20 protein-coding genes and 2 pseudogenes are annotated in these 26,737 nt (G+C 44.8%); 17 read left to right on the top strand and 5 right to left on the bottom strand.

The annotated features are described in order from the left end of the window. The first annotated feature begins 19 nt into the window (after positions 1-19). Together L5M71_RS15575 and L5M71_RS15570 are read left to right on the top strand one after the other, a co-directional pair. Positions 20-1,156, top strand: a complete 1,137-nt coding sequence (locus L5M71_RS15575) for a methyltransferase (protein WP_263208614.1) — start codon at positions 20-22, stop codon at positions 1,154-1,156. Between the two features lie 212 nt (positions 1,157-1,368). After that, the gene (locus tag L5M71_RS15570; RefSeq protein WP_263208613.1) at positions 1,369-4,521 is read left to right on the top strand and encodes a DUF2339 domain-containing protein; all 3,153 of its coding nucleotides are present in this window, start codon (positions 1,369-1,371) and stop codon (positions 4,519-4,521) included. 126 nt (positions 4,522-4,647) lie between these two features. Here the strand turns inward: L5M71_RS15570 and L5M71_RS15565 are convergent, their stop codons facing one another. After that, a complete protein-coding gene (locus L5M71_RS15565; RefSeq protein WP_263175746.1) occupies positions 4,648-5,946 on the bottom strand; it encodes an O-acetylhomoserine aminocarboxypropyltransferase/cysteine synthase family protein in 1,299 nt (432 codons plus the stop codon). Between the two features lie 123 nt (positions 5,947-6,069). Continuing rightward, the gene (locus L5M71_RS15560) at positions 6,070-7,509 is read right to left on the bottom strand and encodes a PLP-dependent aminotransferase family protein (protein ID WP_263208612.1); all 1,440 of its coding nucleotides are present in this window, start codon (positions 7,507-7,509) and stop codon (positions 6,070-6,072) included. Between the two features lie 158 nt (positions 7,510-7,667). On the opposite strand from L5M71_RS15560, the gene L5M71_RS15555 reads away from it, so the two are divergent. From L5M71_RS15555 to L5M71_RS15540, 4 genes are all read left to right on the top strand, one after another. Beyond that, entirely contained in the window at positions 7,668-9,002 is a 1,335-nt protein-coding gene (locus L5M71_RS15555) for a cytochrome ubiquinol oxidase subunit I (protein ID WP_263208611.1), read from the top strand. 60 nt (positions 9,003-9,062) lie between these two features. Further along, the gene (gene cydB / locus L5M71_RS15550) at positions 9,063-10,070 is read left to right on the top strand and encodes a cytochrome d ubiquinol oxidase subunit II (RefSeq protein WP_263208610.1); all 1,008 of its coding nucleotides are present in this window, start codon (positions 9,063-9,065) and stop codon (positions 10,068-10,070) included. Between the two features lie 104 nt (positions 10,071-10,174). Beyond that, the gene (locus L5M71_RS15545) at positions 10,175-10,309 is read left to right on the top strand and encodes a DUF2474 domain-containing protein (protein ID WP_105250029.1); all 135 of its coding nucleotides are present in this window, start codon (positions 10,175-10,177) and stop codon (positions 10,307-10,309) included. Positions 10,310-10,944: 635 nt separating this feature from the next. Further along, positions 10,945-11,349: a GreA/GreB family elongation factor gene (locus L5M71_RS15540; RefSeq protein WP_263208609.1), complete on the top strand. Its 405-nt coding sequence runs from the start codon at positions 10,945-10,947 to the stop codon at positions 11,347-11,349. Positions 11,350-12,124: 775 nt separating this feature from the next. Here L5M71_RS15540 and L5M71_RS15535 read toward each other — a convergent pair. Next, a complete protein-coding gene (locus L5M71_RS15535; RefSeq protein WP_219255290.1) occupies positions 12,125-12,901 on the bottom strand; it encodes an AraC family transcriptional regulator in 777 nt (258 codons plus the stop codon). A gap of 212 nt (positions 12,902-13,113) precedes the next feature. Here L5M71_RS15535 and L5M71_RS15530 point away from each other — a divergent pair, with 212 nt between their 5' ends. Both L5M71_RS15530 and L5M71_RS15525 read left to right on the top strand, forming a co-directional pair. Next, positions 13,114-14,004 (top strand): DMT family transporter, encoded by an 891-nt coding sequence (locus tag L5M71_RS15530; protein WP_028761579.1) that lies wholly within the window; start codon positions 13,114-13,116, stop codon positions 14,002-14,004. A gap of 153 nt (positions 14,005-14,157) precedes the next feature. Further along, the gene (locus L5M71_RS15525) at positions 14,158-15,789 is read left to right on the top strand and encodes a methyl-accepting chemotaxis protein (RefSeq protein ID WP_168824943.1); all 1,632 of its coding nucleotides are present in this window, start codon (positions 14,158-14,160) and stop codon (positions 15,787-15,789) included. Positions 15,790-16,070: 281 nt separating this feature from the next. On the opposite strand, the gene L5M71_RS15520 is transcribed toward L5M71_RS15525, so the two are convergent. Further along, entirely contained in the window at positions 16,071-16,916 is an 846-nt protein-coding gene (locus tag L5M71_RS15520; protein ID WP_263175751.1) for an FAD:protein FMN transferase, read from the bottom strand. A 724-nt stretch (positions 16,917-17,640) separates the two neighbouring features. On the opposite strand from L5M71_RS15520, the gene L5M71_RS15515 reads away from it, so the two are divergent. Then, positions 17,641-18,972, top strand: a complete 1,332-nt coding sequence (locus tag L5M71_RS15515) for a Na+/H+ antiporter NhaC family protein (RefSeq protein ID WP_105250033.1) — start codon at positions 17,641-17,643, stop codon at positions 18,970-18,972. Positions 18,973-19,860: 888 nt separating this feature from the next. Further along, the gene (locus L5M71_RS15510) at positions 19,861-20,571 is read left to right on the top strand and encodes a 23S rRNA pseudouridine(2604) synthase RluF (protein ID WP_263208606.1); all 711 of its coding nucleotides are present in this window, start codon (positions 19,861-19,863) and stop codon (positions 20,569-20,571) included. 162 nt (positions 20,572-20,733) lie between these two features. Here L5M71_RS15510 and L5M71_RS15505 read toward each other — a convergent pair whose 3' ends face one another. Continuing rightward, positions 20,734-22,191, bottom strand: coding sequence for an OmpA family protein (locus tag L5M71_RS15505; RefSeq protein ID WP_263208604.1), 1,458 nt, complete (start codon positions 22,189-22,191; stop codon positions 20,734-20,736). A 575-nt stretch (positions 22,192-22,766) separates the two neighbouring features. On the opposite strand from L5M71_RS15505, the gene L5M71_RS15500 reads away from it, so the two are divergent. From L5M71_RS15500 to L5M71_RS15470, 7 genes and pseudogenes are all read left to right on the top strand, one after another. Further along, on the top strand, positions 22,767-23,297 hold the full coding sequence (locus tag L5M71_RS15500; RefSeq protein WP_263208602.1) for a hypothetical protein: 531 nt from the start codon (positions 22,767-22,769) through the stop codon (positions 23,295-23,297). 48 nt (positions 23,298-23,345) lie between these two features. Further along, a complete protein-coding gene (locus L5M71_RS15495; RefSeq protein ID WP_263208600.1) occupies positions 23,346-23,909 on the top strand; it encodes a hypothetical protein in 564 nt (187 codons plus the stop codon). Between the two features lie 230 nt (positions 23,910-24,139). Next, a pseudogene (locus L5M71_RS15490) lies at positions 24,140-24,292 on the top strand (alpha-amylase family glycosyl hydrolase); the annotation flags it as partial. A 3-nt stretch (positions 24,293-24,295) separates the two neighbouring features. Beyond that, a pseudogene (locus tag L5M71_RS15485) lies at positions 24,296-24,514 on the top strand (23S rRNA pseudouridine synthase F); the annotation flags it as partial. Positions 24,515-24,789: 275 nt separating this feature from the next. Beyond that, positions 24,790-25,896, top strand: coding sequence for a carbohydrate porin (locus tag L5M71_RS15480; protein WP_168824937.1), 1,107 nt, complete (start codon positions 24,790-24,792; stop codon positions 25,894-25,896). Between the two features lie 73 nt (positions 25,897-25,969). After that, a complete protein-coding gene (locus tag L5M71_RS15475) occupies positions 25,970-26,500 on the top strand; it encodes a hypothetical protein (protein ID WP_263208597.1) in 531 nt (176 codons plus the stop codon). A gap of 116 nt (positions 26,501-26,616) precedes the next feature. Continuing rightward, positions 26,617-26,737 (top strand): transposase family protein (locus L5M71_RS15470; RefSeq protein WP_263205711.1); only part of this gene is annotated, 121 nt, incomplete at its 3' end.

The raw sequence follows: 26,737 nt of genomic DNA, 5'->3' as shown, positions 1-26,737 counted from the left end.
TATTGGCGCAGTGTGGCACATGACAACACAATTTTCAGTAGCGGGTGTTGAACTCGAACTCTTACGGTATCCAACTCAGCAGGAATCTAATCTTCAAGCTTGGGATGCCGCCGATGAACACTTACTCAAAAGCCTTATTGAGTCAGAGCAAGCCGCCGTGCCAACCGCCATTATCAACGACAGTTTCGGCGCCTTAAGCTGCGGTTTATTTAAATTGCATCCAAGTTGGCCGCTATTTGTTGAAACCGATGCCAGAACCAGCTTTTTAGGCACAGAGCAAAACCATGGCCGCAATCAGTTGCCGATGGATAATCTGAAGTGGTTTACCAGCCGCGATACCTTGCCGGAAAACTTAGCATTAGTATTGATGAAGTTGCCTAAGAACTTAAGCTACTTTGCCCACCAGCTAACGCGCTTGTCGCAAGTGTTACCCGCAGGCACTCGTGTATTAGTGGCCGCCAAATCCAAATCGATTAATGGCGCCTTACTCGACATCTTTGCTAAGCATTTAGGCCCCGCAAGCGCTAGCTTAGCGTGGAAAAACACCCGAGTGATCACCTGTGTCAGTGATGGCAAACCAAGACCATTAGCCAAAGAAGTGACTTGGGCCGTACCCGAATATCAACTTGAGATCAGCAATTTAAGTAATGTGTTTGCCGCCAACAAACTCGATATTGGCGCACGCATCATGCTAGATAATCTGCCCAAAGGGGATTTTAAGTCGATTGTCGATCTCGGCTGTGGCAATGGCGTGCTGGGGTTACGCACCGCCCAGTTATTCCCAGAGGCTGACATTCACTTTATCGACGATTCTGAAATGGCAGTCGCATCAGCCAAGGCAAACTGGGCACGCAACCAATTGCCCGTAGACAAAGGCCACTTCTATTGGGACGATTGCATGACGCATCTGCCCGATGATGTTCAACCGGATCTGGTGCTGTGTAACCCACCCTTTCATCAAGGTGAAGCCATTACCGATCATATCGCTTGGCAGATGTTTTTAGATGCCCGCCGCCGCTTAAAAGAGGGGGGGATCTTACATATCGTCGGTAACCGTCATCTGGCTTACCATGTAAAATTACAGCGCTTATTTAAGAACTGCACCACAGTCGCCTCCAACGGTAAATTTGTGATCCTGCAGGCACAGAAAAAATAACCTCATCGAAATTGACACGTTAAATGAGAGCCAGCAATGTTTGGCTCTTTTTTATACAGGGCTCTTCTTATGCTGAGCAATGACATGTTGGAAAAGTAGCAGTCGGAGATTTCCTAAAAATCAACAACAACTAGCCGAAAAATACACATACAAGTACACTTCTTGCCGACAAAGGTTTATGAGTTAAGCACTTAAACACTTAGGAATGAGATATGCCGTTAAAGGATGACGTTGCCCAACTAAAAGCTGAGCTGGCACAGTTACAATCGCTGCATTTATCGCAGCAATCTTCGCTCGGTCGTCAATTAGCAGAATTCTCCACTAAGCTCGAGACGTTAAGTCAGCAAATTGCGGCTGAAGACACGCTCCCATTAACCTATGCGGCACAAACACCAACCCTTGAGCCAGCTTCCGTAGAACCAGCCCCAGCAGAACCCAACCCATGGCAGCAAGGCCCTATACCAAGTGAACCTTGGCAAGAAGACCCTTGGCAAAGAAAAACGAAAAATACCTCGACGGAACAAGTCGCTAAAACCGAACACCTTATTCAAGCACAAAATCAACAGCTGAGTGATGAAGTCAAATTGCAGGCAAGTGTGCAAGCGGCGAGTCAATTTGATGAGTTGTTATCCCAAGGACTCGCGGCCGTCATGGCACCCTTTGCGGCAGTCAACGAGCAAGTCAAATCTTTCTATCATCATTATCAGGCTAAGGGATTAGGACCTGTCTTTTTAATGACTGTCGCAGGGATCATCACCCTGACCTTAGGCTTTGGTTATTTACTGCAATATTCAATCAACCATTGGTTTTCTGAACTTGGCAAAGCGCTACTCGGGTTTGCCAGCGCGAACGCTATCATAGTGGGCGGGATTTTTATTCGCCAAAAACGCGCGGGTATGGCGGATTTTGGCTCAGGTATTGTCGGACTCGGACTCATACTTAATTACCTCTGCGCGTACTTTATTGGGCCGTATTTTGAGTTAATTCCCAATAGCGCGAGTTTTATCTTACTGTTATTGATCACTTTGGCGGGTTATGGCCTGTCGATGCGCTTAGATGCCAAAGTGATCGCCGTGATCGCCTTAGTCGGTGGCTCGACCGCGCCTATGATGCTGTTATCCCAAAGCTATGCGCCGCTATTGTATCTGCCTTATTTAGTGCTTATTGGTGCGGGCGCCCTTGCCCAGAGTCGCAAACTTAAGTGGCCGCTGCTACTGGAAATCAGCGCCCTGTTGCACATAGGCTGCATCGAAGCTTTTAGCAATTTCATTGAATTGCCACTTGGCGACATTGGCGGAGTCAGTCTGCTCGCACTTATCAGTATTAATGCGTTCTTTTATCTCTACGGCATCACAGGCCTACTATTTACCAAACCGTTTACCCATCAGGATGAAAAACATAATGCACTGAGCCATCGCATACTCGCCCTACCGATAGCATTGCTCGCATTTGTGTTATTAGAGTTGACGCAATTTACTGAGTTCGCAGGGGAAATCTTTGCGGCGAACGCACTGATTTGCGCAGCCCTATATTGGAAGCGCACAGGCAATCTAGAAAAAGCCCGCAGCGGCTTATTGTTAGTCTTTGCAGGCAGTTTTGCGGGATTTGCCGCACTGTATTTACTCAGCCACGATTTCCTTGGATTAGTATTACTGCTCGAAGCCTTATTACTCTTGTGGATTGGCACCAAAGAAGAACTGATTTCCGTTCGCGCCGAAGCCTATGTATTGCTGCTGATGGGATTAGGGCTCAATGTGTCTAGTGTACTGACGGGCATGAGCCTTTTAGAATCAAGCTTTATCGATGGGGCGCCAATTTCTCCCTTGTCAGCTTTTGGCTTTCCACTGTTGGCACTGGCTTTAAGTTGCGCCGCCTTAGTCTTAGTGATTCGGCTATTAACACTCCATCATACGTTACTTTCGACCCTAGAAAGTCAGCTAAACAGAGTGTTAAAAGAGCTATTAAGCGGTTTTTATGTGGCGACAATTATCCTCGCGGCTTACCTTCTGAGTAGCGATTACTACCTCGCCATCTTGCCACTCGTCAGCCTATTACTGCTGTATTTGAGCGCAAAGGACAGACTCGTTGTGAGCGAGTTTGCTGCTTGGCTCTTACTATTGCCGCTGCTGTTTAAGGTTGTTGAAGGCATAATGCTCACAGGCAGTTTTAGCTTTAGTGCCCAACCGCTTATGGCAAAACTGGCACGGTTTGAGTTATTTATCGTCCTACTCTTGGCCCATTATTGGTATCGTCGCCACTATAAAGATGCCTTATTTGCCAAAGCCGCTTATACGATGCAAATCTTCTGCTATTTGCTGCTGCCGCTTATTCTGCTGCCCAAAGTCATCCGCAACCATTGGGAATATACCGCTATTGCACTCTGGCTGAGCACCTTTATGAGCCTAGGTTTAGCCTACTTTGTTAAACATAAGAGTTTGAATATAGAAGCCAAAATCCTCACTTGGCTAGCGGTTCTTATGACAGCCTCGCTATGCCTTATTCACGCTTGGCAAGGACTCGCGGCGCTAGCCGTTGGCGCCCTCTTTATGGGCTTCACACTGCTTCGTTATCGCCAATTACCCGAGACATGGCGTCCCTTGCTGCAGCTACAATGGCAATTAAGCCCTTATTACTTTGCACTGGTATTGGCCGTGATCGTTTATGGTTTTAATCATTCTGAGCTAGTAGGAATAGCCATGACAGCATTAGCCTTAAGTGGTTATTTTGCTTTGCTAATCCAAAGAGGTTTAAGCCTGAGAGGTTTAAGTCAGAGATCTGTAGGCCAAGCCTCATATAGCGCAAAATTCCCCCTCGCCGCCGAAATCCAAGCCGCAATAAAGGAAAGCTATCATCTCGCCTATGGCCTAACGTTAGGCTTAGCCCTGCTGCCCATCATGTTGCATTTTGAGCTAACACTCGGGCTTAATCGTGATAATGCCTCGTTTGTGTTAATCGAGTTTTTATCACTGGCACTCCTAGCAAGGCTTATCTTGCAGCACGGTGCAGCAATACGCTTGCATAGACGCATCTTACCTTTACAAGGACTTAAGTGGGGTTGGCATCTGTTACTCGCCTTAAGTTACTTCATGTGGAGTTATAGCTTCGATAACATGATTGCCGCACCGCTCAGCGCGATTTTATTGGTTATCCATGGCAGTGTGTTGATGTTTATCAGCTTAAAACCACAAAATGCCAATATGATCAGCCTCGCTGCTGGGCTATTTACCTTATCGACGCTCAAGGTGCTATTACTGGATATGGCGTCCTTCGAGCTAGTGCAAAAGGTGATTGCCTTTATGCTGATCGGGGTCATTTTGCTGACTGTTTCTTACTTCTATCAGAAGGCGAGAAATCGACTGCAGTAAGATTAACATCGTTTTTAAAGCACTAAAAAAGCCGCTATCGAATTGAATCGATGGCGGCTTTTTACTGTTAACGATTTAATAAAGCGATGAGGTATCGGCTATTTAATATGGACTATTCGATACGAGCTATTTGCTCACCAGTGCCTTATCGAGCGCCTGCGCCACATCGTTAATGATGTCGTCGATATGCTCAATCCCAACCGAGATACGGATAAGATCCTCAGACACGCCCGCCCTTGCCAGTTCATCGGCATCGAGCTGTCTGTGCGTAGTGCTCGCAGGGTGGCAGGCCAAGGATTTCGCATCCCCAATGTTCACTAAACGCAGGATCATCTGCAGTGCATCGATAAAACGTCCGCCAGCAAGCTTACCTTCTTCTGCTGTGGCCGCTTTAATCCCAAAGCTGATGATCCCAGAAGCTTTTCCGCCAGTGATCTTGTGGCAATTATCCTGATAAGGACTGCTCGGCAAGGCGCCGTAGTTCACCCAACCGACCGCCGGATGCAACACCAGATATTCAGCTAATGCCAAGGCATTCGAGCAATGGCGCTCCATTCTAAGGCTTAAGGTTTCAAGGCCTTGCAACAGTAAAAATGCACTGTGCGGTGACAGTGCAGCACCGGTATTACGCAGCGGTACCACACGGCAACGACCAATAAATGCAGCAGGACCAAAGGCTTCTGTGTAAACCACGCCGTGGTAGGAAGGATCGGCTTGATTGAGTAAGGCAAATCTTTCCTTATTCGCCACCCAATCGAACTTGCCAGAATCGATAATCACGCCGCCAATCGTCGTGCCATGGCCACCAATATATTTAGTTAAAGAGTGAATAACGATATCGGCGCCATGCTCAAAGGGGCGACATAACACTGGAGTCGCGACCGTATTATCGACAATTAAAGGCACGCCATGTTTATGGGCAATCTCGGCTAAACGCTGTAAATCGACAATATTGCCGGCTGGATTACCAATCGATTCGCAGAACAAGGCCTTAGTTTTGTCATCGATCAGCTCATCGAGGCCTTCAAAATCATCGAAGGCCGCCATGCGAACTTCAACGCCTTGGCGCGGCAGCGTATGGGCAAACAGATTATAGGTGCCGCCATAGAGCTGACTGGTGCTGACGATGTTATCGCCAACTTGAGTCAAGGCTTGAATTGCATAGGTAATCGCCGCCATACCCGATGCCACGGCCAGCGCACCTATGCCGCCTTCAATGGCCGCCAGACGTTGCTCTAGCACGCTAGTCGTAGGATTCATTATCCGTGTATAAATATTACCAGCGACTTTTAAGTCAAATAAATCAGCACCATGCTGGGTATCATCGAAGGTATAAGAGGTCGTTTGATAGATAGGTACTGCGGCCGCCTTCGTGGTCGCTTCTGACTCATAACCGTGGTGTAATGCCAGTGACTCTAATTTCATTTTCCCTTCCTTATCCGTAGCAGCCCAGTTTTCAATCGACATTGAGAATTGCACAAGATTTGTGCATGCTCAACAAGCTAACAGATAGACATCTAGAAGTCTAAAACTTTTTAGCCACAGCCTTTAACTTCGGCGCGAATAGTTACGAATAAGTTCGGCCAGCACCACGACCGCAGAGACTATCTCTGGCGAGCACTCGTATGAGGCATTCAAACGCATAAAATGGCGGAATTCGACCTGATTACTAAAGAGATTTCCGGGTGCAATACTGATCTCACGCTCAATCGCCTGATAATAAATTTGTGTAGCGTCCATGTGTGATGGCAGCGCTAACCAGAGAAAATAGCCGCCCTGCGCGAAGTTGACCCCCACAGATTCAGGCAGATGCGCGCACAATAATTGATACATGGCCAATTTACGGCTGGCTAACTTTTTACGTAACTGTTTCAAATGGCGTTCATATTGCGCCGACTGAATAAAATCGGCGATGGCGAGCTGCATGGGCGCACTGGTCGATAACGTCGACATGACTTGTAAACGTTGTAACTGCGGTGCATGGCATCCCGCCGCCACCCAGCCGACACGATAACCAGCAATCAAAGACTTAGAAAATGAGCCACAGTGCAACACCCGTCCTTCGGTATCGAAGGCTTTTACTGGCCTTGGCGCGCTGGAGTCGACATAGAGTTCTTGATAAACATCATCCTCAATCAAACTGACTTTATGCTCGTTTAGTAGCTGATAAAGCGCCTGTTTTTTAGCATCCGATAAGCTGCAACCTAAGGGATTTTGATGTTGGCTCATCAACCAGCAGGCTTTCACTGGATAGGTATTTAACACTTCTGCCAGCGCCTCGAGATCAATCCCCTGTTGTGGATCGGTCGCGACCGCAATCGCCCTGAGTTTAAGCCGTTCAATGGCTTGCATCGCGCCATAAAAGGTCGGTGATTCAATGACAACCCAATCACCCGCTTGAGTCAGCGTCGCTAAGCTCAAGTTGAGCGCCTCCATGGCACCCGAGGTAATGATGATTTCGTCGGGCGAAATGCTCATGCCCAATTTGGCATAACGTTGGGAGATCGCCTTACGCAATCCCGCATTTCCTGGCGGTAAATTATCGGCGGCAAAAGAAGGTGACATGTGCCGAGTCACCTTAACTAAAGATCGCGCCAGTGCTTGTTGCGGGAATAAACTAGGATCGGGAAATCCAGAGCCAAAGGGCACTATGTCCGCCTGCTTTGAAGCCTGCAGAACATTGAATACAAACTCATTAATATCCACGCTATCGGAAAGATAAATCGGCTTTTGTCGCTCGGGATAACGAAAGGCTTCTCCCTGCCGCGCGATTAATTCCGGCTTTGGCACCACTAAATAGCCCGATTTTGCCTGCGCCGAGATCACGCCTTGGCTTTCCAATAGCTGATAGGCATTGAGCACTGTCATCAGACTCAAGCCCGAATCGGCCACAGTTTGGCGCAGCGACGGCAACTTGTCCCCCGCCTGCCAGACACCTTGGGCTATTCGTGTCTTTAATTCCTGCGCTAACTGCTCGTACTTCGTCATCTGTTATAGCCAATCCAAGATATTCTGTGTCTGTTATAGCCAGCATATCCCATGGTCTAATAGCACACAAGCTTTCACCGTCAAGCCAATTTAGGGTTCAGTGAACGCGACTAGAACAATGCCTTTGTAACGAGAAATGCCTATCGCTCGAGGAAATTATGTTTGATTTTGATGCCACAGTGCTCGCTAGGATCCAATTTGCTTTTACCATCTCTTTTCACATTATTTTCCCTGCCATCACTATCGGCCTCGCCACCTATCTGGCGGTATTAGAAGGCTTATGGCTGAAAACAGCGAATGAGGTGTACCAACAACTCTATCAATTTTGGTCGAAGATTTTTGCCATAAACTTCGGCATGGGTGTGGTCTCAGGCATAGTGATGGCCTATCAATTTGGTACCCATTGGAGTGCTTTTTCCGCCTTCGCGGGCAGCGTAACTGGGCCGCTACTCACCTATGAAGTCCTCACCGCCTTCTTCCTCGAAGCGGGGTTTCTGGGGGTCATGCTATTTGGTCAGCAGAAGGTAGGCAAAAACCTGCATTTCTTCGCCACTTGTATGGTCGCCACGGGCACTATTATCTCAACCTTCTGGATCTTAGCTTCAAACAGCTGGATGCAGACGCCCCAAGGTTTTGAAATTGTGAATAATCGCGTCATTCCTGTGGATTGGTTTCAGATAGTGTTTAACCCTTCATTTCCCTATCGTTTAGCCCATATGACAGTAGCGGCGTTTATTTCGTCGGCTTTCTTTGTGGGCGCATCGGCGGCTTGGCATTTACTCAAAGGTAACGATACACCCGCGATCCGTAAGATGTTGTCTATGGCGATGTGGATGGCGTTAATCGTCGCGCCGTTGCAAGCTGTGATTGGTGATTTTCATGGTTTAAATACCCTTGAATATCAACCTGTAAAAGTGGCGGCGATGGAAGGCCATTGGCGTAATGAGGGTGACAAACCCACACCGCTTATCTTGTTTGCGATTCCCGATATGGACGCAGAGAAAAAGCACTTCAGTCTCGAAATCCCAGGGCTCGCTAGCCTGATCTTAAAGCATGATTTAAGCAAACAAGTGCCAGCCTTGACTGAGTATCCCGCCGAGGACAGACCAAATGTGTTGTTAGTGTTCTGGAGTTTTAGGCTCATGGTCGGCTTAGGCTTATTGATGATTTTTGCTGGACTGTGGAGCGCTTATCTCAGGCGCAAAGGCAGCCTCTACAGCAACAAACACTTTCTGCGATTTGTACTCGTGCTCGGCCCCGCCGGATTGCTCGCCACACTAGCGGGTTGGTTTACCACCGAACTTGGCCGTCAACCTTGGGTGATCCAAGGGTTGATGCGCACTCAGGATGCCGTGTCTTCCCACAGCGTTACCCACCTGAGTATCAGCCTAGGGATTTTCATCGTCAGTTACTGTGGCATCTTCGGCGTTGGTTATCGCTATATGATGCGACTCATCCGCAAAGGGCCAGATATCGCGGCAACAAGCCATTAATTTTAAAGTAAATGAATCTAGTTTAACTTATTCAATCTTAAACATATTTAAGGGCTCACCATGGAATTCGATCTACCCTTGATTTGGTTCGGGATCATCATTTTTGCCACCTTAATGTATATCGTGATGGATGGCTTCGATCTCGGCATCGGCATACTGTTTCCCTTCATTCACGACGAGGACGACAGAGATATTATGGTCAATACCGTCGCCCCTGTTTGGGATGGTAATGAAACCTGGTTAGTGCTCGGCGGCGCCAGCCTGCTCGGTGCATTTCCCCTCGCCTATGCCATAGTGCTCGAAGCGCTAACCATACCGCTGCTCATCATGCTGCTGGCATTGATTTTTCGCGGCGTGGCATTTGAGTTTAGATTTAAGTCGGGCGCAGAAGCTAAACCATTCTGGGATAAAGCGTTTATGTTTGGCTCTATCACAGCCACCTTTTCACAGGGCGTAGTGCTGGGGGCGTTTATCTCCGGCATTTCGGTGAGTAACCAACAATTTAGCGGCAGTAGTTTCGATTGGTTAACGCCCTTCTCACTTTTCTGTGGATTTGGCCTTATGCTGGCCTATGCTCTGCTCGGCGCGACTTGGTTAGTAAAAAAATGCCAAGGCGAGCTTAAAACGACCATGCAACAACTCGGCAAAGCACTGACATTATGCCTGTTGATGACCATAGGTTTAGTCAGTTTATGGACCCCCTTCGTGCAACCCAATATTGCCCTGCGCTGGTTTAGTTTACCGAATTTATTCTACTTCGCCCCAGTGCCAATACTGGTATTAGCCTGCAGTTGGGCCTTGATAAAATCCCTAAATCGTGATGATAACTATCAGCCATTCCTACTCACTCTAGGGCTGATTTTCTTAGGATTTAGTGGCTTAGGGATCAGCATCTGGCCACACATTATTCCACCCAACATCAGCCTTTGGCAGGCAGCTGCCCCCGACAGCAGCCTGAGCTTTATGCTCGTCGGCGCCCTGATGATCATCCCGCTGATTTTGGTTTATACCTTTTGGAGCTACTACGTGTTCCGCGGCAAAGTGACCAAGGATGCAGGCTATCACTAGCCATAACTCAGATAAAAGAAGAGGCTTCCCAAAACGCGACCTAAGCTAACTTGGCTTAGGTCGCTGATTCACCTTAGATGACTTTACATATGCAGGAGATCAACATGACGACCCAAACGAAATCCCTCGCCTATCGACTCGGCTGGTTAGTGCTGATTTGGTGTACGAGCGTAAGCTGTCTGTTCCTCGTCTCTATGTGTATCAAAATACTTTTAAAAGGTGCGGGCTTAACAACCTAAGTAAATATTGACTTTATAAGCTTATATTAAGGCTTAATTCAGTTAGTGCCCATAGCATCTAGCAACAATGCACTAGAATATTCAAACAATGCACTAGAATATTCAATGGTTGAATTAATTTGCGCCAAATTAACAAGTGCTCAGTTTACTTTACGAGTGCTAGCATTAAATTGACGAAGACTAGCCCCCAATGTGGCAAGGTTAAAACAATGTTAAATCCAACTTTACTGTTATCAGTATATTCAGCAAGATTAGCTTAGTTAGGCTTGCTTTATATTTTTACTTGACCTATGGTATCAGCCAAGCAATTACTTATTTAGTTAATGGCAAGATTTAGTTAATGGCAAGACCGATATACTAAATCGATATACAAAAAAATAAATAATCAATCGAATATCAACTTTTGACTGGAGATGTAACACTATGTTTAGCACTGCATTTTCATCACTATTTTCCCATGTGTTAGCTAACACATCTAGTTCAGTAAGCTCAATCCGCCTCTCGCTCAAATTCCCAGTCTAAGCCGAGCGTCACTCGCGCTCGGCAGAATTATAACTTCTTGTGAAATAAGCACAGAGTAATACTCATTTTAATTTCTATGCTTATATTTTAACTTTGTTATTTCAGAGGCGGCAATGGCATATTCTTTTTTTAGTGGTCTTTTCCAGAATTTTATTCTAAAAACTGAAACCTATTATTTACAAAACAGTTTTAATGCCTCTCTACGCCCAACGGCTTTGGCAGGCGTGATTAGTAAGCTTGAGCAGCTAAAGTATGATACGACGAGTGATAAAGTGACTGTGGGACGGGAAATTCACTTAGTTAATCTGCAGGATCAGCAAGAGTACCAAATTGAACTCGTGTATCCACCAAGGCATAAACCCAGTGCAGGACGTTTCTCTGTCATATCAGATTTAGGCGTTAGCTTACTTGGGTTATCAAAGGGCGAACTGGCAGAGGTGAGCATTTTAGGCAAACCAGTTCTGTTTATGATTAAAGATGTCAATTTAACGAAAAAACAACCTAAAAAGTCTGTATAGGAAAAAATCATTTGGGCATACTGTTTGTAAATGGCTATTGAGTATTGCTACTTGATAACATTTCAGAAAATTTTAAAGATATGATTATAAGGTTGTAAGCATTTTAAAATAGAGCATGTTCAATTCAGTGGCAACATGCTTTGAACTCGCTATTAGCGGCGGCTTATAGCGGCATTTTCAACATAATATAATAAGAGGGAATGTTATTTTGAAGTCATTAACTGGCCGCGATATTTATTAAAGAGACACTTTAAATAAGTTTAACACTGCAATTAACGACTCTTTGCAACTATTTACGTATAAGTCATGGCAGCGCTTTAGAGTAAACAGCAAAGGGGTTAAGAGGTTTAGCACGGCGCCTCAATCGTTAAATTTATTTTTATACTCTTTATAAATAAACCGTCTCAATTAAAGCCTGAAATAAAAAATTGAGCCCAACTATCGAAACCGATTTGCGGCGCGGGTTCGGATAGTAACCTTCACTTTGGAGTTTATATCTATGAGTAAAGAAAAAAACAAAAAACCGCCAATGAAAACCTTAAAAGAGAAGCGTCAAGATAAACGGAACCGCCAAAAGGCTTCCGACTAACTTATCTAACTCTGTAAAAAACCTTAAATCCTCTCTTTAAATAGGCCGAAAATAGGGTGTTAATACTTTAGCACCCTATCTTATTTCACAGTTTCCCCCAATATTTTTAGTGCATCATCTAGCGCGACTTTCGCATAAGATCTCATCATCTCGCCTTTATTAAGCCTTGCTCCATCAGCCACTCAATCACAATCGGCGGCGATACTGCTCAGGTGAGCACTGAGCATATTTTTTAAACATCACGATATAAGGCGAAGTTTGGTTATAGCCGAGCGTCAATGCCACTTCTTTGATCGCAAGTCCCTGACGTAATAGTTGTAAGGAATAGATAAACTTATGCCTTTGTCTTAGCTCAGTAAAACTCATCCCCAGAACCTCTTGGCAGCGGCGAGCTAAAGTACGCTCTGTGGTATGTAATTCACTCGCCCAAGATTTAAAGGTTTTCGAACTCGCAGGGTCGGCTTCAAGTGCCAGCAACAACGGCTGTAACAGTTTATCTGAAACGGTGGGCAGAAATTGCGGCAGAGCTTTACCCAAGGTCAGCTGATCGAGTAAAACCTCAACCAGTCGCTTATCCGCCGCAGTTTCTGCCACAGTGACTTGCCGCTCCCGCAGATCGTTAACGATAGATTGGGCAATGGGTGTCACGGCTAAAAGACAGGTCTCTATGGGAAAAGCCGCAGCCCGCTCAGCAACTATATTCATCGAGCAATAATGAATACTGCGCCGAGTATAACTTTCATGTTCTATCCCCGCAGGAACCCAAATCGCATATTGTGACGGCGATAAAAACCGTTGCCCTGCAGCATGTAACTCCATAATTCCACCGCTGATTAACTGCAGTTGCCCCCAAATATGTTGATGTTTTGGCGTTACCGTATTTGGCAGGAAAGCTTCATAGTTGAAGAAGATATCTGCAGCAGGCTCTTGCTCTGCCGTGAGCGGATGGTAAACCGTGCGCATTTTGATGCCCTCAAAGCTATGGTGGTCCAAAAACTCAAACGAAATCGCTAACCCAGATTACGCTTGTCCGTAGAGGAACTGACCTTGTCTGATAAGCGATATTTATATCATAACCGACCATGGATAATAGCCACTAATCTATTATCTGGATGCTTAAGTGATAAGCCATAAGCTATGGCCAGTCACTTTAGCCAGTACCTAAAGGCAAGACCATGCTGTATTTGTTTCCCCTGTTGGCCGTATTAATTTGGGCAGGCAATTCGATAGTCAACAAGCTCTCATTTGGGATTATCGATCCTGAAGCCATAGCGTTTTACCGTTGGTTTTTCGCTATGTTATTGTTAACCCCCTTTGTCGCAAGTCGCGTCTGGCAAAAACGCCAAGTGATACTACCTTTGTTACCTAAGTTCGCTACTTTGGCTTTGTTAGGTATGGTGCTAAACCAAAGTCTGGCCTATTTTGCGGCGGCAACCACCACGGCAACAAATATGGCATTAATCACCTCTCTCGTGCCTATGATCAGTCTGTTTTTAGCCGTGCCATTACTCAAGCAAAAATTATCACCGTTAGCCTTTGGTGGCACCTTAATCTCGCTATTTGGATTGATTTTTATGCTCAGTCACGGCGATATGATGAACCTTGCCATCGGCGTGACCCAAGGTGATTTACTGTTGCTCTTTAGCGCCTTTGTGTATGCGCTCTATGGCGTATTACTGAAACGCTGGCAACTGCCACTACCGACTTGGGAATCGGTTTATATTCAAGGACTCATAGCCGTATTCATGCTAACGCCACTGCTGTTTACGAGTCCCAGCATGGCGATCAGTGCCCAATCAGCACCACTGATACTTTACGCTGCTATCGCTGCCTCACTTTTAGCGCCGTGGGCTTGGATCAATGGCATAAGCAAACTCGGCGCCGATCGCACCAGCGTATTCTTTAATTTAATGCCTATTATTGCGGCTATACTGGCGGCCATCATCCTAGATGAAACCTTAGCCATTTATCATTATATTGGCGGTTCTATGGTCATTATTGGCGTCATGCTAGTGCAGATAAAACCTAAGCCTAAAGTCATCCCTACCCTAGCTTGTCCTGAATAATACAAAGTAATGCGTCAACGCCTTGGTAACAGTGACCAAGGCGGTTTCGCTTATTTCAATGTGTACAAAATCCCATCGCAATCTGCTGCATGCAAAGGCAATTCTATAAATAACGGCTAAGCTATTTATTAAGTTATTAATGGAGATCGTCCTATGTTTAACAGTATTCGCGTTAAGTTTTCACTGATGTTTGCCATTATGGCGACAGCGCTCATTGTCATGGCAGTCACCGATGCTATGCAAAGCCGTGCTACTGTGAAACAGATGCAGGAATTTAGTCAGTTATTTAATCCCGCAATTTCGGCAATTCTCAATGCAGATCGCGACCTTTATCAAGCGCAGCTAAGTGAAGAAGTGTTACTCAGGGAAGAATTATCTGCCGATAATCGCAAAAGTGAGATTGATAACTGGCAAGAGAATGTCGATCAAGCCCGTGACAGAATGGGAGAATTTAAACAAATCCTGACAGATCACCTGCAAGTACTGCAATCAACCAGTGGCTTTGAGGCGCAGTTTTCGCTCTGGTATCAAGCCTCATCAGAGGTCATTAATGCCGTTAAAAGTAATGATTTTGAACGCGCGAAACAACTCCACGAAACCAAATCCAAGCAAGAATTTAAGGCATTAAGAGATATCTACAATGCCGCGGGCGAAGCCGCCGATAACAGAGTAAAAGAGCTAGATTTACAAGCAACGGAACAGGCAACCACCCAAACCCAAATATCCTTAACGATAGCGAGCTTAGTCGCCATTGTGGCGCTTTTGATTGCCTACTTCGGACCTAAAATCATAGTCAATGCAATTGAAGATATCACTAGCAGGATCAATGACATTGTCGATGGTGACGGTAACTTAACCCAAAGGATCCCTATCACACGTCAGGATGAAATCGGCGAGCTCGCCCATGCATTTAACTTATTTGTAGAGCAGCTACAGCAAATGGTCATCTCGATTATTGGTCAAACTAAAGATGTGAGCCAAACCGTTGAAAGCCTTGCAACTAAGTCAGCTACCACAATCAACATCAGCCATGAACAAGAGCAGTTTGTCGATACCATTGTCACAGCAGTGAATGAAATGAGTGCAGCCGTAAGAGAAGTCGCCAGTAACGCTCTTCATACTGCCACCGAAATCACTAAGGTGAATGACCAAACAGTAGAGGGTAAGAATATCCTTGCCCAGTCCGTTAATCATATTCAGCAACTGTCTGAATCAGTTAAAAATGCCGTGACTGTTATTGAAAAACTTTCAGTCAATTCTGCCAATATTGCCTCAGTGCTTGATGTGATCCGCTCAATCGCTGAGCAAACTAACCTCCTTGCCCTTAACGCGGCCATTGAAGCGGCGCGCGCTGGCGAACAGGGCCGTGGCTTTGCCGTAGTTGCCGATGAAGTACGTACACTGGCGAGTCGTACCGAAACCTCAACCCAAGATATTCAGCGCATGATTGAAGAGTTGCAACGCGGAGTAAATGATGCGGTTAAAAGCATTGAATCGGGAGCTAGCCTGACCACATCAACCGTGACCCTCGCCAGCCAGACCCAAGATGCATTAGATGAAATTCTAAACTCCACCTCTAAGGTCAGTGAGATGTCCACTCAAACGGCGACTGCAACCGAAGAGCAAACCCATGTGACCGAAGAAATTAATCGTAACTTGACCGAATTATCCGATAAAACAAGATACTGCAACTTAGTGATCCAAGAAACTCAGCAAATAGTCGTCAACACTAAAGCCATTTGCAGCAACCTACAAAAAGAAGTTGCGCGATTTAAAGTCGCTTAAGATAAATGACTAACGACACATAGTTAGCGATAAGCTATTGAAACGAAAAGAGTGCCCAATGTAGGCACTCTTTTTAATGGAAATAATACCAAGCAAAGCTTGAAGACAATAAAAGCCCACAACCGTATGCAAGTTGCAAATCACGGTAACGAAACCCAAGTTGTATCGATTCACCCGTTAAAGTGCGAATAACAGTACTAACTGCTTAACGTTAACTCACAGTAATGATTGAATTTCTAATTCAATCATCTGCAAAAGCTGTAAAACAACCAAAAGATACATCAATCAAAACTGACTAATTGCCCACCCAAGTGAGCAATTTTTTCAGCGGCCAAGTCGGGATTAAGATAGCCTGCGACTTTCGTTAACGCATCGGCGCGCCAAGCAAAAGAGGCTCTCACACTAACAATACGCTCGCTTTCAGCATCGATGTTCGTATCGGCAACATTGCCAGTTGGCAGTAATAGTGCAGGGTAATCATGACTTAAGGTTTGTGAGACCCTTGAGCTGGCGAGCGCCATATTGCTAACGCAAAGCTTTTGGCTCGCTCCTAATGGACCGCGGCACACTACATTTAAAGATGCACTGCCAAAAACTTTTAAATCGCCACCCGCATTGACCCAACCTCCGCTCACGCCAGCGCGACGCAGCTCACTCACTGCCATATCAACCGCATAACCTTTAGCTATACCATCTAAGGTTAAAATTAGCGGTCTAGCTAATCGCGCTTGATTACCTTTTATTTCAATATCTTGCCAGTCACCTTGCAATAACAATGGCATACCAAGGTAAGCAGGCAAAGCGCCGCGAGACATCATTTCGCCGCCAACGGTACAATTGAATAAGTTGTTGCTCGCCTTACCCAGCCCCTTAGCCAACTTGAGCACTCGTAAACTATCTTGGCTTAACGTTACCCAAATTCCCGGCTGCCGATTTAACTGATTTAACTCGCTGTCCTGTTGATGGAAGCTCAGCAACCGCCCAATATGGGTCACACGCGAAAAAGCCGCGCTAATAGCCGCTTCCAATGCTTTATCTTTAAGTAGTACCTCACCGCTTTGATTTGGCAGTGACTCGGCAGCGATTTCCACCAGCGTTCCGAGTAATGGCTTAGCGCGACGTATCATGATAATACCCACTGTAGTAGGAAGATCTGAGGGATCAGCAATAAACGCTTCATCCAGTTAAATTTAAACAAAGCACTAAGAGCAATTAACATAATTTGTGCGGATTCTATTAAAGTCTCTACTTCAATACAAATTGTTGCCATTAGTTTTTATGGGGATTTTAGATGCTTGAAACTGTTTTACATTTAAAAACAATAGATTGCTTATTAAGGTTTTATTAAAGTTATTTGACTTATCATTGCTATCACAACGCTGCACAAGCGAACTAAGTCAATACGTCCCCAAATGAGCCCTATTGATTAATGCCACTCATCATTTACGCTATTTATGGCTGTCTTACCCACCAATAACTCAAACTAAATGGAGCAATAAATAGCCGGCTTACTCCATCACACCAGTCATCCGCTTAAATTTTACGCTATTCCATTCAGTTGAAATACACGCTAAATCAGATATAAACCCTCTAACTCAATCTAAATGAAAACAGGTAAAATATTGATTAGTAATTAAAATAAAGACTAATTTTCATCTTATACAACCTATTAATAACCTAGCGATCACAACGGAAGTAAAAACATCTAGACGTCTAAATTGACAGGTTATCAGGGATCAAATATGCTTTGCCTCAAGTTGCTAGGATACGATGCCGAAGCGACACTAAATTTAAGCGAGTTTGACTGCTAAGGATCCTGCGGAAAAACCCTAAGCGAAAGAGAGATAACATTTGAGCAATCCAACAGCAGCACAGCACAGCCCGGCATCTTTTATTGCCCTGTTGCCATTATTTGTTTTCCTTGGTCTTTTCATTGGCGCGGGTGTGTATTTCCAAAGCCAAGGTGTCGACTTTGCCTTCTATCAATTACCCAGCGTTATCGCTATTTTACCTGCAATCATTCTGGCGTTGATTTTATCAAAACAGAAATTAAATCAATCGATTGATACCTTTATTGGCGGTATTGGTCACAGCAATATTATTGCTATGTGTTTAATTTACTTACTTGCAGGCGCCTTCGCTGCAGTCGCTAAAGCCACTGGCGGCGTCGATGCTACTGTTGCTCTTGGTTTATCGTTAATACCATCGAACCTGTTACTACCTGGTTTCTTCGTGATTGCGGCCTTTATCGCAACGGCCATGGGAACCTCTATGGGGACAATCGCGGCTGTCGCTCCCATCGCTCTAGGCGTAGCCGACCAAGCGCAAATCGACTATGCACTGATGGCGGGAGCCGTGATGTCTGGCGCTCTATTTGGTGACAACTTGTCGATTATTTCCGATACCACTATTGCAGCTACGCGCACCCAAGGCTGTGATATGAAAGATAAATTTCGTGAAAATTTAATTTTCGCTATCCCCGCATCACTGCTAACTTTAATCGCCTTTGTATTTGCCGGACAAGGCCAAGCAGAATTAGCAACGCAGAATATCGATCTTATTAAGGTCATTCCTTATCTGACCATTTTGATCTTAGCTGTGGCAGGTCTGAACGTATTTGTCGTCTTAACCTTAGGTATCTTATTAGCGGGCGCAACCGGCCTGTTTACTATGGATTACGGTGTGATCCAATTTGGTAAAGATATTTATGCTGGCTTTAGCAATATGCAGGAGATTTTCATTCTGTCTATGCTAGTGGGTGGTTTAGCCGCACTCATGCAGCAGCAAGGTGGCCTTGCCTTTGTGAGTAAACAGATTGAAAAGCTGATCACTCGTTTCTCCAAGGCGCAAGGTGAAGCTTCATGCCGCGCTGCTGAGCTAGGTATGGCAGGTATAGTCGCAGTGACTAACTCTTGTGTGGCTAACAACACGGTTTCTATCGTGGTGACGGGTGATATTGCAAAAGACTTAGCAGAGAAGCATGGCGTGAGTCCAAAACGTGCCGCCAGCATACTCGATATTTTCGCCTGTATTATCCAAGGTTTGATCCCGTATGGTGCACAGGCACTCTTGATTGCTTCGACCTTTAGCATCACGCCATTAGCAGCGGTATCACACGCTTGGTACTGTATGATTTTAGCCGTAGTGGCTGTTGCGATTGTAATTTTCCGCAAACGACACTAAATGATATTTGAGTCGCATGAGTAAAATCTAACGTTTATGACAAGGAACGCACTAGGCGTTCCTTGTCATTTTAAAGCCCTCTTTTGACGAAAAAGCATCAACTCGCTTGCCTTCATTAAACAATTCAGGCAAGTTACCGCATTCAATGTGGTCATATCCCGTCAGTATATTTTTAGTCTCCATGAATCCTCTTTATCACCAAGAACCAAGTTATTACGATCTACATCGTCTTATTACATGGTTGATTGTAGGCGCAGCCTTTATTAGTGCTTCTGGAGTTTTAATTGCTATTTATGCTGAATATCAAAACGTTGGAGTTCAAGTCTTACAAATACGAGCTGATTTTTTAGGTAACTATATCAACTCCTCCCTCGCTTATGTGTTTAATTTAAGCTTATTGGCTGCGGGGCTCTGCATACTCATTTCAATGACCGGGCTCTACATACTAAAACTAGATACGTTTAGCCAATGCATAGCACTTACAGGTGCTTGGGTAGGAGTCTCTGTGATTTTGATGGGAATATTCCCCATTAATTTTTTGAGCATACACAGAATAGTTTCAACGAGTTATCTATTAAGCACCCTCATCTTACACAGCCTTGTGATTATAGCGGGGATAGTGCCTCGGTTTATTTGCCCAAAGCCACTGTTCTATTTGAGCCTGATCAGCTTTTGTAGTGCCGTGAGTTTAACCCTGCAATTAGATTGGACAATATTGGATTTCCCTCCCTGTGTGCCCCAAACACACTTTTGTACTGTTTCAGCCAATATGTGGCTGCAAACTAACTTGAGTATTATTTGGTGTTTAAGCCTAGCCTTTGCAATGCGGCGCCTATCAAAAATACTGTATCATCGCGCCCAAGAACGCCAAATACTTTAGGGTAATCCATGCGCTTAGCAAAATACCTCGCCCAGTGTGGCATAGGCTCACGCCGTGAAGCCTGCCGTTTGATTGAGGCTGGGCGCATCACACTCAATGGCGGTATCGCCCGCCACACAGATCCCATCTGTTTGGACGAGTCATTAAACTGCCTCGACTGTATTGAGTTTGATGGCAAACCTATCACTAAAGCCGAAACGCTCGCCTATTGGGTATTTAACAAAGCTGTGGGCACGGATTGCCGTCTGCTTGAGCAAGATGAAACGAGCCTCATACACCTACTTCCCAAAGCACCAAGACTCTACCCCGTCGGCAGACTCGATAAAGACTCCCGCGGCATACTGCTGTTAACTAACGATGGTGAGCTGACCCATAAACTGATGCACCCCAGTTTTGCCCACAGCAAAACCTACCATGTGCGCCTCGATAGGCCATTCGCAGATGATTTTATTGAACAAATGGCCAGTGGAGTGCGTTATAAAGACCTGCAAACCCTGCCCTGCCAAGTCCGCCGCCTCAGTTCGGACAGCTTTGAAATCGTGCTGACTCAGGGATTAAATCGACAAATTCGGCGTATGGCCAGCGCCTTAGGCTATAAGGTAATTGACTTACAGCGCGTCGCATTAATGACATTAACGCTAGAATCCTTAGCCGAAGGAGCGATGCGGCCACTCACCCCACAGGAAGTTGCAGTGCTTAAAGCCGCAGTGACAATTTAGAGAAAGACAAGTGGCGAATACACTCAAGCTACTAACCTCAATTTTAGACAAATGCCCGCGCGAACAATATCTTCCAATGAACTCCAATGAAGATAGAAACGCCTGAGATGACTCAGGCGTTTCTATAAAACGAGGCTCCCCTTTCAAGCTTATTAATATGAGCTACTTTTTATCGGAACGAAGTACTAACTCCACTCTGCGATTCAGTTTTTGTCCGGCGTCATTAGTATTGCTGGCGACAGGGCTATATTCCCCGTTACCGTGGGCGGTTAATTGGGCCGACGGAATTTGAAACCCGTCACTCAACTGCTTAATCACAGCTGCGGCGCGGCTCTCCGACAGGCTTTGATTGTAACTCCGCTCGCCCTTGTCATCGGTATGTCCAACCACATAAAAACTCATCGCCGGATGCTGCTTAAGATAGCTTGCCAGCACCTCCAGTACAGGTTTGGACTCAGGCAACATGCGCTCACTGTCATAATCAAACAGCAATCCCTCCAACGTCGCCTTGCCAGTTTGGCTAATCGCATCGGTCAAAGCATTGAGGTCAATCGCCACTCGATCATCCTTCAGAGTAGAGAGTTCCATTACCCTGAGGGTAGTATCGGCAGGTGTGCCATCGAAATATCCTTGGGAATAGATATCGAAGTAAACATCGCCCTTTGCGTGACTAAGCTTAAACAGCTGATACTCCTGCCATTCGTCCTCTTTATCGTCCTTGATTAATTTGATGGCATTAATCAGGCTATCATCGTCGCCGCAAGCCGTGCCTTTGCAATGGAATACCCGCTCTGCTGCCAGCTTTTGTGCGGCTGCGGCATAATTGCTGTTGATTTCAAACAACGAATAGCTTTCAGGCATCTGATAACTTATTTGGGTAAGCTTGGCGTCCAGCGATTTGGTTTGATAATTTGCGCCCGAGATCCCAACTAATACAGGCACTTGGGTAAAGTTAGTTTGTTTGTAACTTGTAATATAACTGCCGGGCATACGTCCCAGCAAAGGATGGTCTGTCGAGCCTTGAGCATCGTCACTACGCCTATCTTTAATCTCAATGTTCTTCGGCGCCTGCTGTAAAAAGTCACTATTCGCTTGGATTAAGTCCAGCGGCTCAGGGATAGCGTCGAGAATATCGACTTGCAGATAGGTATATCTGTCCTCGCGATTGACGACATAGATACTGGTGTAAACCTCACCGCGAGTACCTTTCAGTTTTGCCGCCACGTAAGCACTGTGATAGTCGGCATTCACGCTTTTAAGCGGCTTTAGCTGAGTTTGCATGACTTGACCATCACCGCAGGTGACGGCCTGACAACTAAATAACACTTCAGCATTCAGCTTTTTTAGCTGTGCCAAATAATTATTGATAACATGCTCAGGACTATAACTCTCGGGAAGCTCAACGCTTTGTCGAGTCAATTTCCCCGATACAGGCAACAGAGTGAACTTGTCACCATTCACTGCGGTGATAAGTTCAAAGGGCGTAAAGTGGATGCGCTTTTCTTCAGGCGATTTGGCGTCAGGAAAGGGAGTAAACAGCGATTCAGCATTCACCGCAAAAGTGGCGACACCGCAGGTCGCGGTCAAAAGTACAACACTCAATAACGTCTTATGTCCCATAAAAAATCCTTTTCTGTGGGTAAATAGAAATTTAGCTCATAGCTTAAAAACATAAGCGCGAACGATATTACGATAAAATGCAAAATAATTCAGCCTAGATATTACTTCAAAGCTTGAGACATATTTTCAAACTTTAAAAGCCACCTCCCTTACTAGCGTTGCGCTCAAAAAATCTATGACATATAAGCAGCTTAATAACCAAATCAAAATTACATTAAGATGCGCTGAGTTATACAGCTAATTAGTCAGAAATCCTTCTTTAGTGTTATAGCCATCAGCAATACATCTCCTTATAAAAGGGCAATTAATTTTTTCCGAAAGCCATATTTTTATATGCTGATGAAATTATAAATAGAAAATGTTTACTCATTCAGTAAACACGAAGACATTAACGGATACAAAGACGACGCCGAAAACGAATCGTCAATAACGAAGACATAATGGAACTAAGGCTATAACTTCAGTTGGTTTTTCCCATTTTTAGCTAGCTAAACTCATGCTCAAAGGACTTTGCAAAAATGCGATTCAGAATAATGTTATCTCACGTAAAACTTTTACTTTGTATATCACTATTCATGCTTGCTCCTACATCAGTGGCGGAAGAAAAAGCGGTAACTGTGCAAAGTATCCTTGCTAATGCACCTAAACCCCATGAGGTTGAATTTGCTCGTAAAGGCGTAGCAGAAACAAGCATAGAGAATGCTTGGGAGCGGCCATGCCCATATAACAGTTCTCGCTTGCTCTTTGACGATTCGGGCGATATTAACTTAGACGAAATTCATCTCCGTTGTCGCCGCTGGCAAGACTGTAAGACGATGGGAGCTTCAGCGAGTCAGTTTACTGAAGGTTTTTTCAAGCACCATAAAACGGGGGAGAAAATTCCTCAGCAGTGGAAAGACGATGGCGAAGACTTGGCCAAGAATGATGCAGAATTTGGTGGCGGTTCGGGACATTCGTATAACCATGCCTTGAAATTTGCTGAAAAAAACTGGCGCTTGTTTGAAGATCGCAGTGCTAGCGAAGCCGACAAACTCGTTAAAAAGCAATTCTGGCAATGGTGCGCGGTCGAACCTTTGTCTATTTGGAAAAGTAAACTAGATGATTAGGATTAGTATGTATTTCAAATTCTTATCAACAGTGACTTAGGTGTAAAAATGCGATTTAGAATAAGGTTATTTCAAGCAAAAATTTTACTTTGTGTCTCGCTGCTCAGCGCCGCCTCTATTTCCATTGCAGAGGAAAAATCCGGCTATGACTTGTTATTGGAGATGTTTCCTGAGCCTTATGAGATTGAACTGGCGCGCAAAGGTATAGCCGAAACCAATATCGATAAGGCTTGGGAACGAGCTTGCCCCTATCGAGAGCTAACAGGAACGACTGAGGCGGAGGACGAGTATTTCTTTCGCTGCAAACGTTGGGACGACTGTGTGTCGGCAGGCAGTTCGGCCAGCGTTTACACAGAGGGGTTCTTCAGAAACCAGCAACTGGATCCCAATGCACAAGTACCGTGGGAGCTCTACCGGGATGTTCTGTTGGAGGGGGCTGATTTAGAAAGGGTTACAGGTCACTTAAAACAACATGCCGTGAAGTTTGCCGAGGCAAATTGGCGCTTGTTTGAGGGGCGGGATGCTGCCGCGGCAAGTGACTTGGTTGAGAAGAAATTCTGGCAATGGTGCTCTGCCGAACCTTTGACTTTATGGAAGGCTGAGTATCAATAGCAGGCGTCCCACACCCTAGCAACAAATTTAATGTGAATAAAGGCTGAGCATTCAAGCATCGCCGTCGGCTTTTCCATGCTCTCAATATCGGAAGAGTTCACGGCGGGGAGATAAAAAAGGACGGAGATAAAGGGATAAAGAGGGATAAAGAGGACAGCCATATCTTTTGTGTTTTGTGCCCCTTCTACTAGGCTTTACATTATCTTGCTTTTGTTTGTGTGGAGCTTGTGATGACCTCAGCCAGAAGACAGTTAATTGATGCCAATACAACGCCTTTCTATCATGTGATAAATCGCTGTGTTAGAAGGGCTTTTTTGTGTGGTGAGGATAAACTCACTGGTCGCAGTTACGAGCATAGGCGCGGCTGGATTGTTGATAAAATCATTGAAATCGTGCTGACGCAAGGCTTAAATAGGCAAATTCGGCGTATGGCCAGCGCCTTACGCTATAAGGTTATCGACTTACAACGCGTCGAGCTAATGACGCTAAGGTTAGCGATAGAGGCGGAAGACTCTTGTACTGAAGCAGCATTAGCAGAGGGAGAAATGCGACCACTCACACTAGATGAAATTGCAACGCTAAAAGCCGCGCTGGCAATAATATAGGCGGTTGTATGCCTCACCCTAGCGGCACTCAGAGAAGTCTTGCGCTCTTTTCACATCAGTCTTTAGTATCACTGTAGCCACTTCGTACGATGTGCCTTACTGTTCTTAAAAAGTGGGAGCATTACCAAGTGTCGCACTATTTTGGTGATAAGACGTATTTGGCGATAAGAGATAGACAACTCTTTCATTGCTAGAATCACATCCGTCTCATTTCTCTGCATATTTTACAATCCTACCTATACTTTTAATTCATATGAAGCGAATGGATTTGCCTTATGCTGAAAAAGTGCTTTTTTACCATAATGTTGCAGTTGACGATTGTGAATGCGATGGCGGAAGAAAACTCCCCGTATACCTGGTCGAATGCCCTTACACTGGAGTCTGTCACCAATCTTAAAGGAGGGATCGCAGAGGGAACACGCAATCTCGCAAATTTGGATTTAACCTTAGCGATCGATACGCAAGCTGCCAATTGGTCGAATAATGGCAACATCTTTATTTATGTCTTAGGTAATTATGGAAAGGCGCCCTCTGATTTGACTGGCGACTTACAAACCATTTCGAATATTCAAACCGATAATCATCTTAAACTCTATGAATTGTGGTATGAGCATAGTTTTGCAAATGGCGCGGTAAATTTATTGGCAGGCCTGCATGATTACAACTCAACCTTTTACACACTTGAATCTGCGGGACTATTCACAACGTCATCTTTTGGTATTGGTCCAGAAGTCGCTCAAGTAGGCCCTTCCATTTTTGCGACAACCGCGGTAGGAGTTCAACTAACACTTGTTGGTGAACATCAATATCTCTTACTTGCGACATACGATGGCATTCCCGGCGATCCTGAGCATCCGCATGGTACTCACATTAAATTTAAACAATCTGATGGTTTATTCAATGCCATTGAATGGGGAATAAAAAATGAACATTCCTATAAATTTGCCATCGGTGCATGGCACCATTCTGCAGAAATAGAAAATCCCGTTGACGAGAATATCAGTGATTCAAATAGCGGTTTTTATTTAATTGGCGAAAAGAATATTAACGATAGATTGACCGCTTTTTTCCAATATGGACGAGCTGATGCCAGTAAAAATCAATTAGCATCCTATCTAGGTATCGGGTTCACTCTAAATAATATTTGGTTTGAAGAAGATACCATTGGTTTAGCCTATGCTTCTACTCAAAATAGTTCGCCATTCTTACGCGTAAATACTGATTTACTCTTCAATGAGAATATTTTAGAGCTGAGTTATTTATGTCCAGTCACATCTTCAGTGAGTATGCAAGCCAGTTTGTACGGTATTGATAATCCAAGTATGTCATCAGTGCTAGATAACGCATTAGCATTTGGAGTGCGAGCTTATATTGAATTTTGAGCTAATAAATTAATCGTAGATGACGCTGTAAAATTAAAGTTTGTGGATCTATTAAGGATTTTAGGGACAGCATATGAATATTAAACAATCAATTATCGCGGGTTTAGTGGCATTTTTAATATCTATCGGTATTAATACCTATGTGGGTTACTCAGCGACAGTACAAATGTCAAACATGCTAACCTACATCACAGGTCCGGCTTGGAATACGGCCGATGGTGCCATGGAGGGGCAGATAGAGCTTGAAAAACAAATTATTGTTATTAACCGTTTACAACAAAAACAAATTGATCCAGCCGAAGCTCGAACTGAAATGGATGCCGCCATTGAAGCCGCAGAAGAAGCCTTAGGGCGAATGAAATCACAAAACTTGATAGAGCCTCAGCAAGTTAACTCATTAAACCATCGTTTAGAGAGTTTTAATCATATCCGCGAAGTCATATTTTCAGCCTTGCAAAGCGGAGATGTACCAGAAAATGATATTAAACAATTTAATCAACAAATAAGTGAACTGTTAGCATTTATAACCAGTTTAGAGGAAGCTGCTGATAGTAAGGTAGAGGGGGAATCTAGCCAAATTGATTCCATTGTTACCAGGGGCTGATCATACTCGATCGCTTTTTATGCATAACCCTTAAAAACAATGAGATAAGAAATAGCTTGATTGATCCCGCCAATGTGATCAAATAGGTCACTTTTTCTTTGTCTTTTGACCTATATATGCTCAAACATCTCGATAACATTGCTGATTGCCGTTCCCATATAAATCAAGAACATGATGTCATTGACATCTGTTTTCTTGTGCTTAGTGCCGTCATCTCAGGCGCTCAAAGCTGGTCTG

The sequence above is a fragment of the Shewanella sp. SW1 genome, assembly GCF_025653545.1.
GTDB lineage: Bacteria > Pseudomonadota > Gammaproteobacteria > Enterobacterales > Shewanellaceae > Shewanella > Shewanella oncorhynchi.
This window is presented reverse-complemented; position numbering and strand designations above follow the sequence as displayed.

Excerpts from the sequence above, each read along its gene's own strand:
- L5M71_RS15575 (WP_263208614.1), top strand. The coding sequence starts at position 20 with ATGACAACACAATTTTCAGTAGCGGGTGTTGAACTCGAACTCTTACGG.
- L5M71_RS15570 (WP_263208613.1), top strand. The coding sequence starts at position 1,369 with ATGCCGTTAAAGGATGACGTTGCCCAACTAAAAGCTGAGCTGGCACAG.
- L5M71_RS15565 (WP_263175746.1), bottom strand. The coding sequence starts at position 5,946 with ATGAAATTAGAGTCACTGGCATTACACCACGGTTATGAGTCAGAAGCG.
- L5M71_RS15560 (WP_263208612.1), bottom strand. The coding sequence starts at position 7,509 with ATGACGAAGTACGAGCAGTTAGCGCAGGAATTAAAGACACGAATAGCC.
- L5M71_RS15555 (WP_263208611.1), top strand. The coding sequence starts at position 7,668 with ATGTTTGATTTTGATGCCACAGTGCTCGCTAGGATCCAATTTGCTTTT.
- cydB (WP_263208610.1), top strand. The coding sequence starts at position 9,063 with ATGGAATTCGATCTACCCTTGATTTGGTTCGGGATCATCATTTTTGCC.
- L5M71_RS15545 (WP_105250029.1), top strand. The coding sequence starts at position 10,175 with ATGACGACCCAAACGAAATCCCTCGCCTATCGACTCGGCTGGTTAGTG.
- L5M71_RS15540 (WP_263208609.1), top strand. The coding sequence starts at position 10,945 with ATGGCATATTCTTTTTTTAGTGGTCTTTTCCAGAATTTTATTCTAAAA.
- L5M71_RS15535 (WP_219255290.1), bottom strand. The coding sequence starts at position 12,901 with ATGCGCACGGTTTACCATCCGCTCACGGCAGAGCAAGAGCCTGCTGCA.
- L5M71_RS15530 (WP_028761579.1), top strand. The coding sequence starts at position 13,114 with ATGCTGTATTTGTTTCCCCTGTTGGCCGTATTAATTTGGGCAGGCAAT.
- L5M71_RS15525 (WP_168824943.1), top strand. The coding sequence starts at position 14,158 with ATGTTTAACAGTATTCGCGTTAAGTTTTCACTGATGTTTGCCATTATG.
- L5M71_RS15520 (WP_263175751.1), bottom strand. The coding sequence starts at position 16,916 with ATGATACGTCGCGCTAAGCCATTACTCGGAACGCTGGTGGAAATCGCT.
- L5M71_RS15510 (WP_263208606.1), top strand. The coding sequence starts at position 19,861 with ATGCGCTTAGCAAAATACCTCGCCCAGTGTGGCATAGGCTCACGCCGT.
- L5M71_RS15505 (WP_263208604.1), bottom strand. The coding sequence starts at position 22,191 with ATGGGACATAAGACGTTATTGAGTGTTGTACTTTTGACCGCGACCTGC.
- L5M71_RS15500 (WP_263208602.1), top strand. The coding sequence starts at position 22,767 with ATGCTTGCTCCTACATCAGTGGCGGAAGAAAAAGCGGTAACTGTGCAA.
- L5M71_RS15495 (WP_263208600.1), top strand. The coding sequence starts at position 23,346 with ATGCGATTTAGAATAAGGTTATTTCAAGCAAAAATTTTACTTTGTGTC.
- L5M71_RS15480 (WP_168824937.1), top strand. The coding sequence starts at position 24,790 with ATGCTGAAAAAGTGCTTTTTTACCATAATGTTGCAGTTGACGATTGTG.
- L5M71_RS15475 (WP_263208597.1), top strand. The coding sequence starts at position 25,970 with ATGAATATTAAACAATCAATTATCGCGGGTTTAGTGGCATTTTTAATA.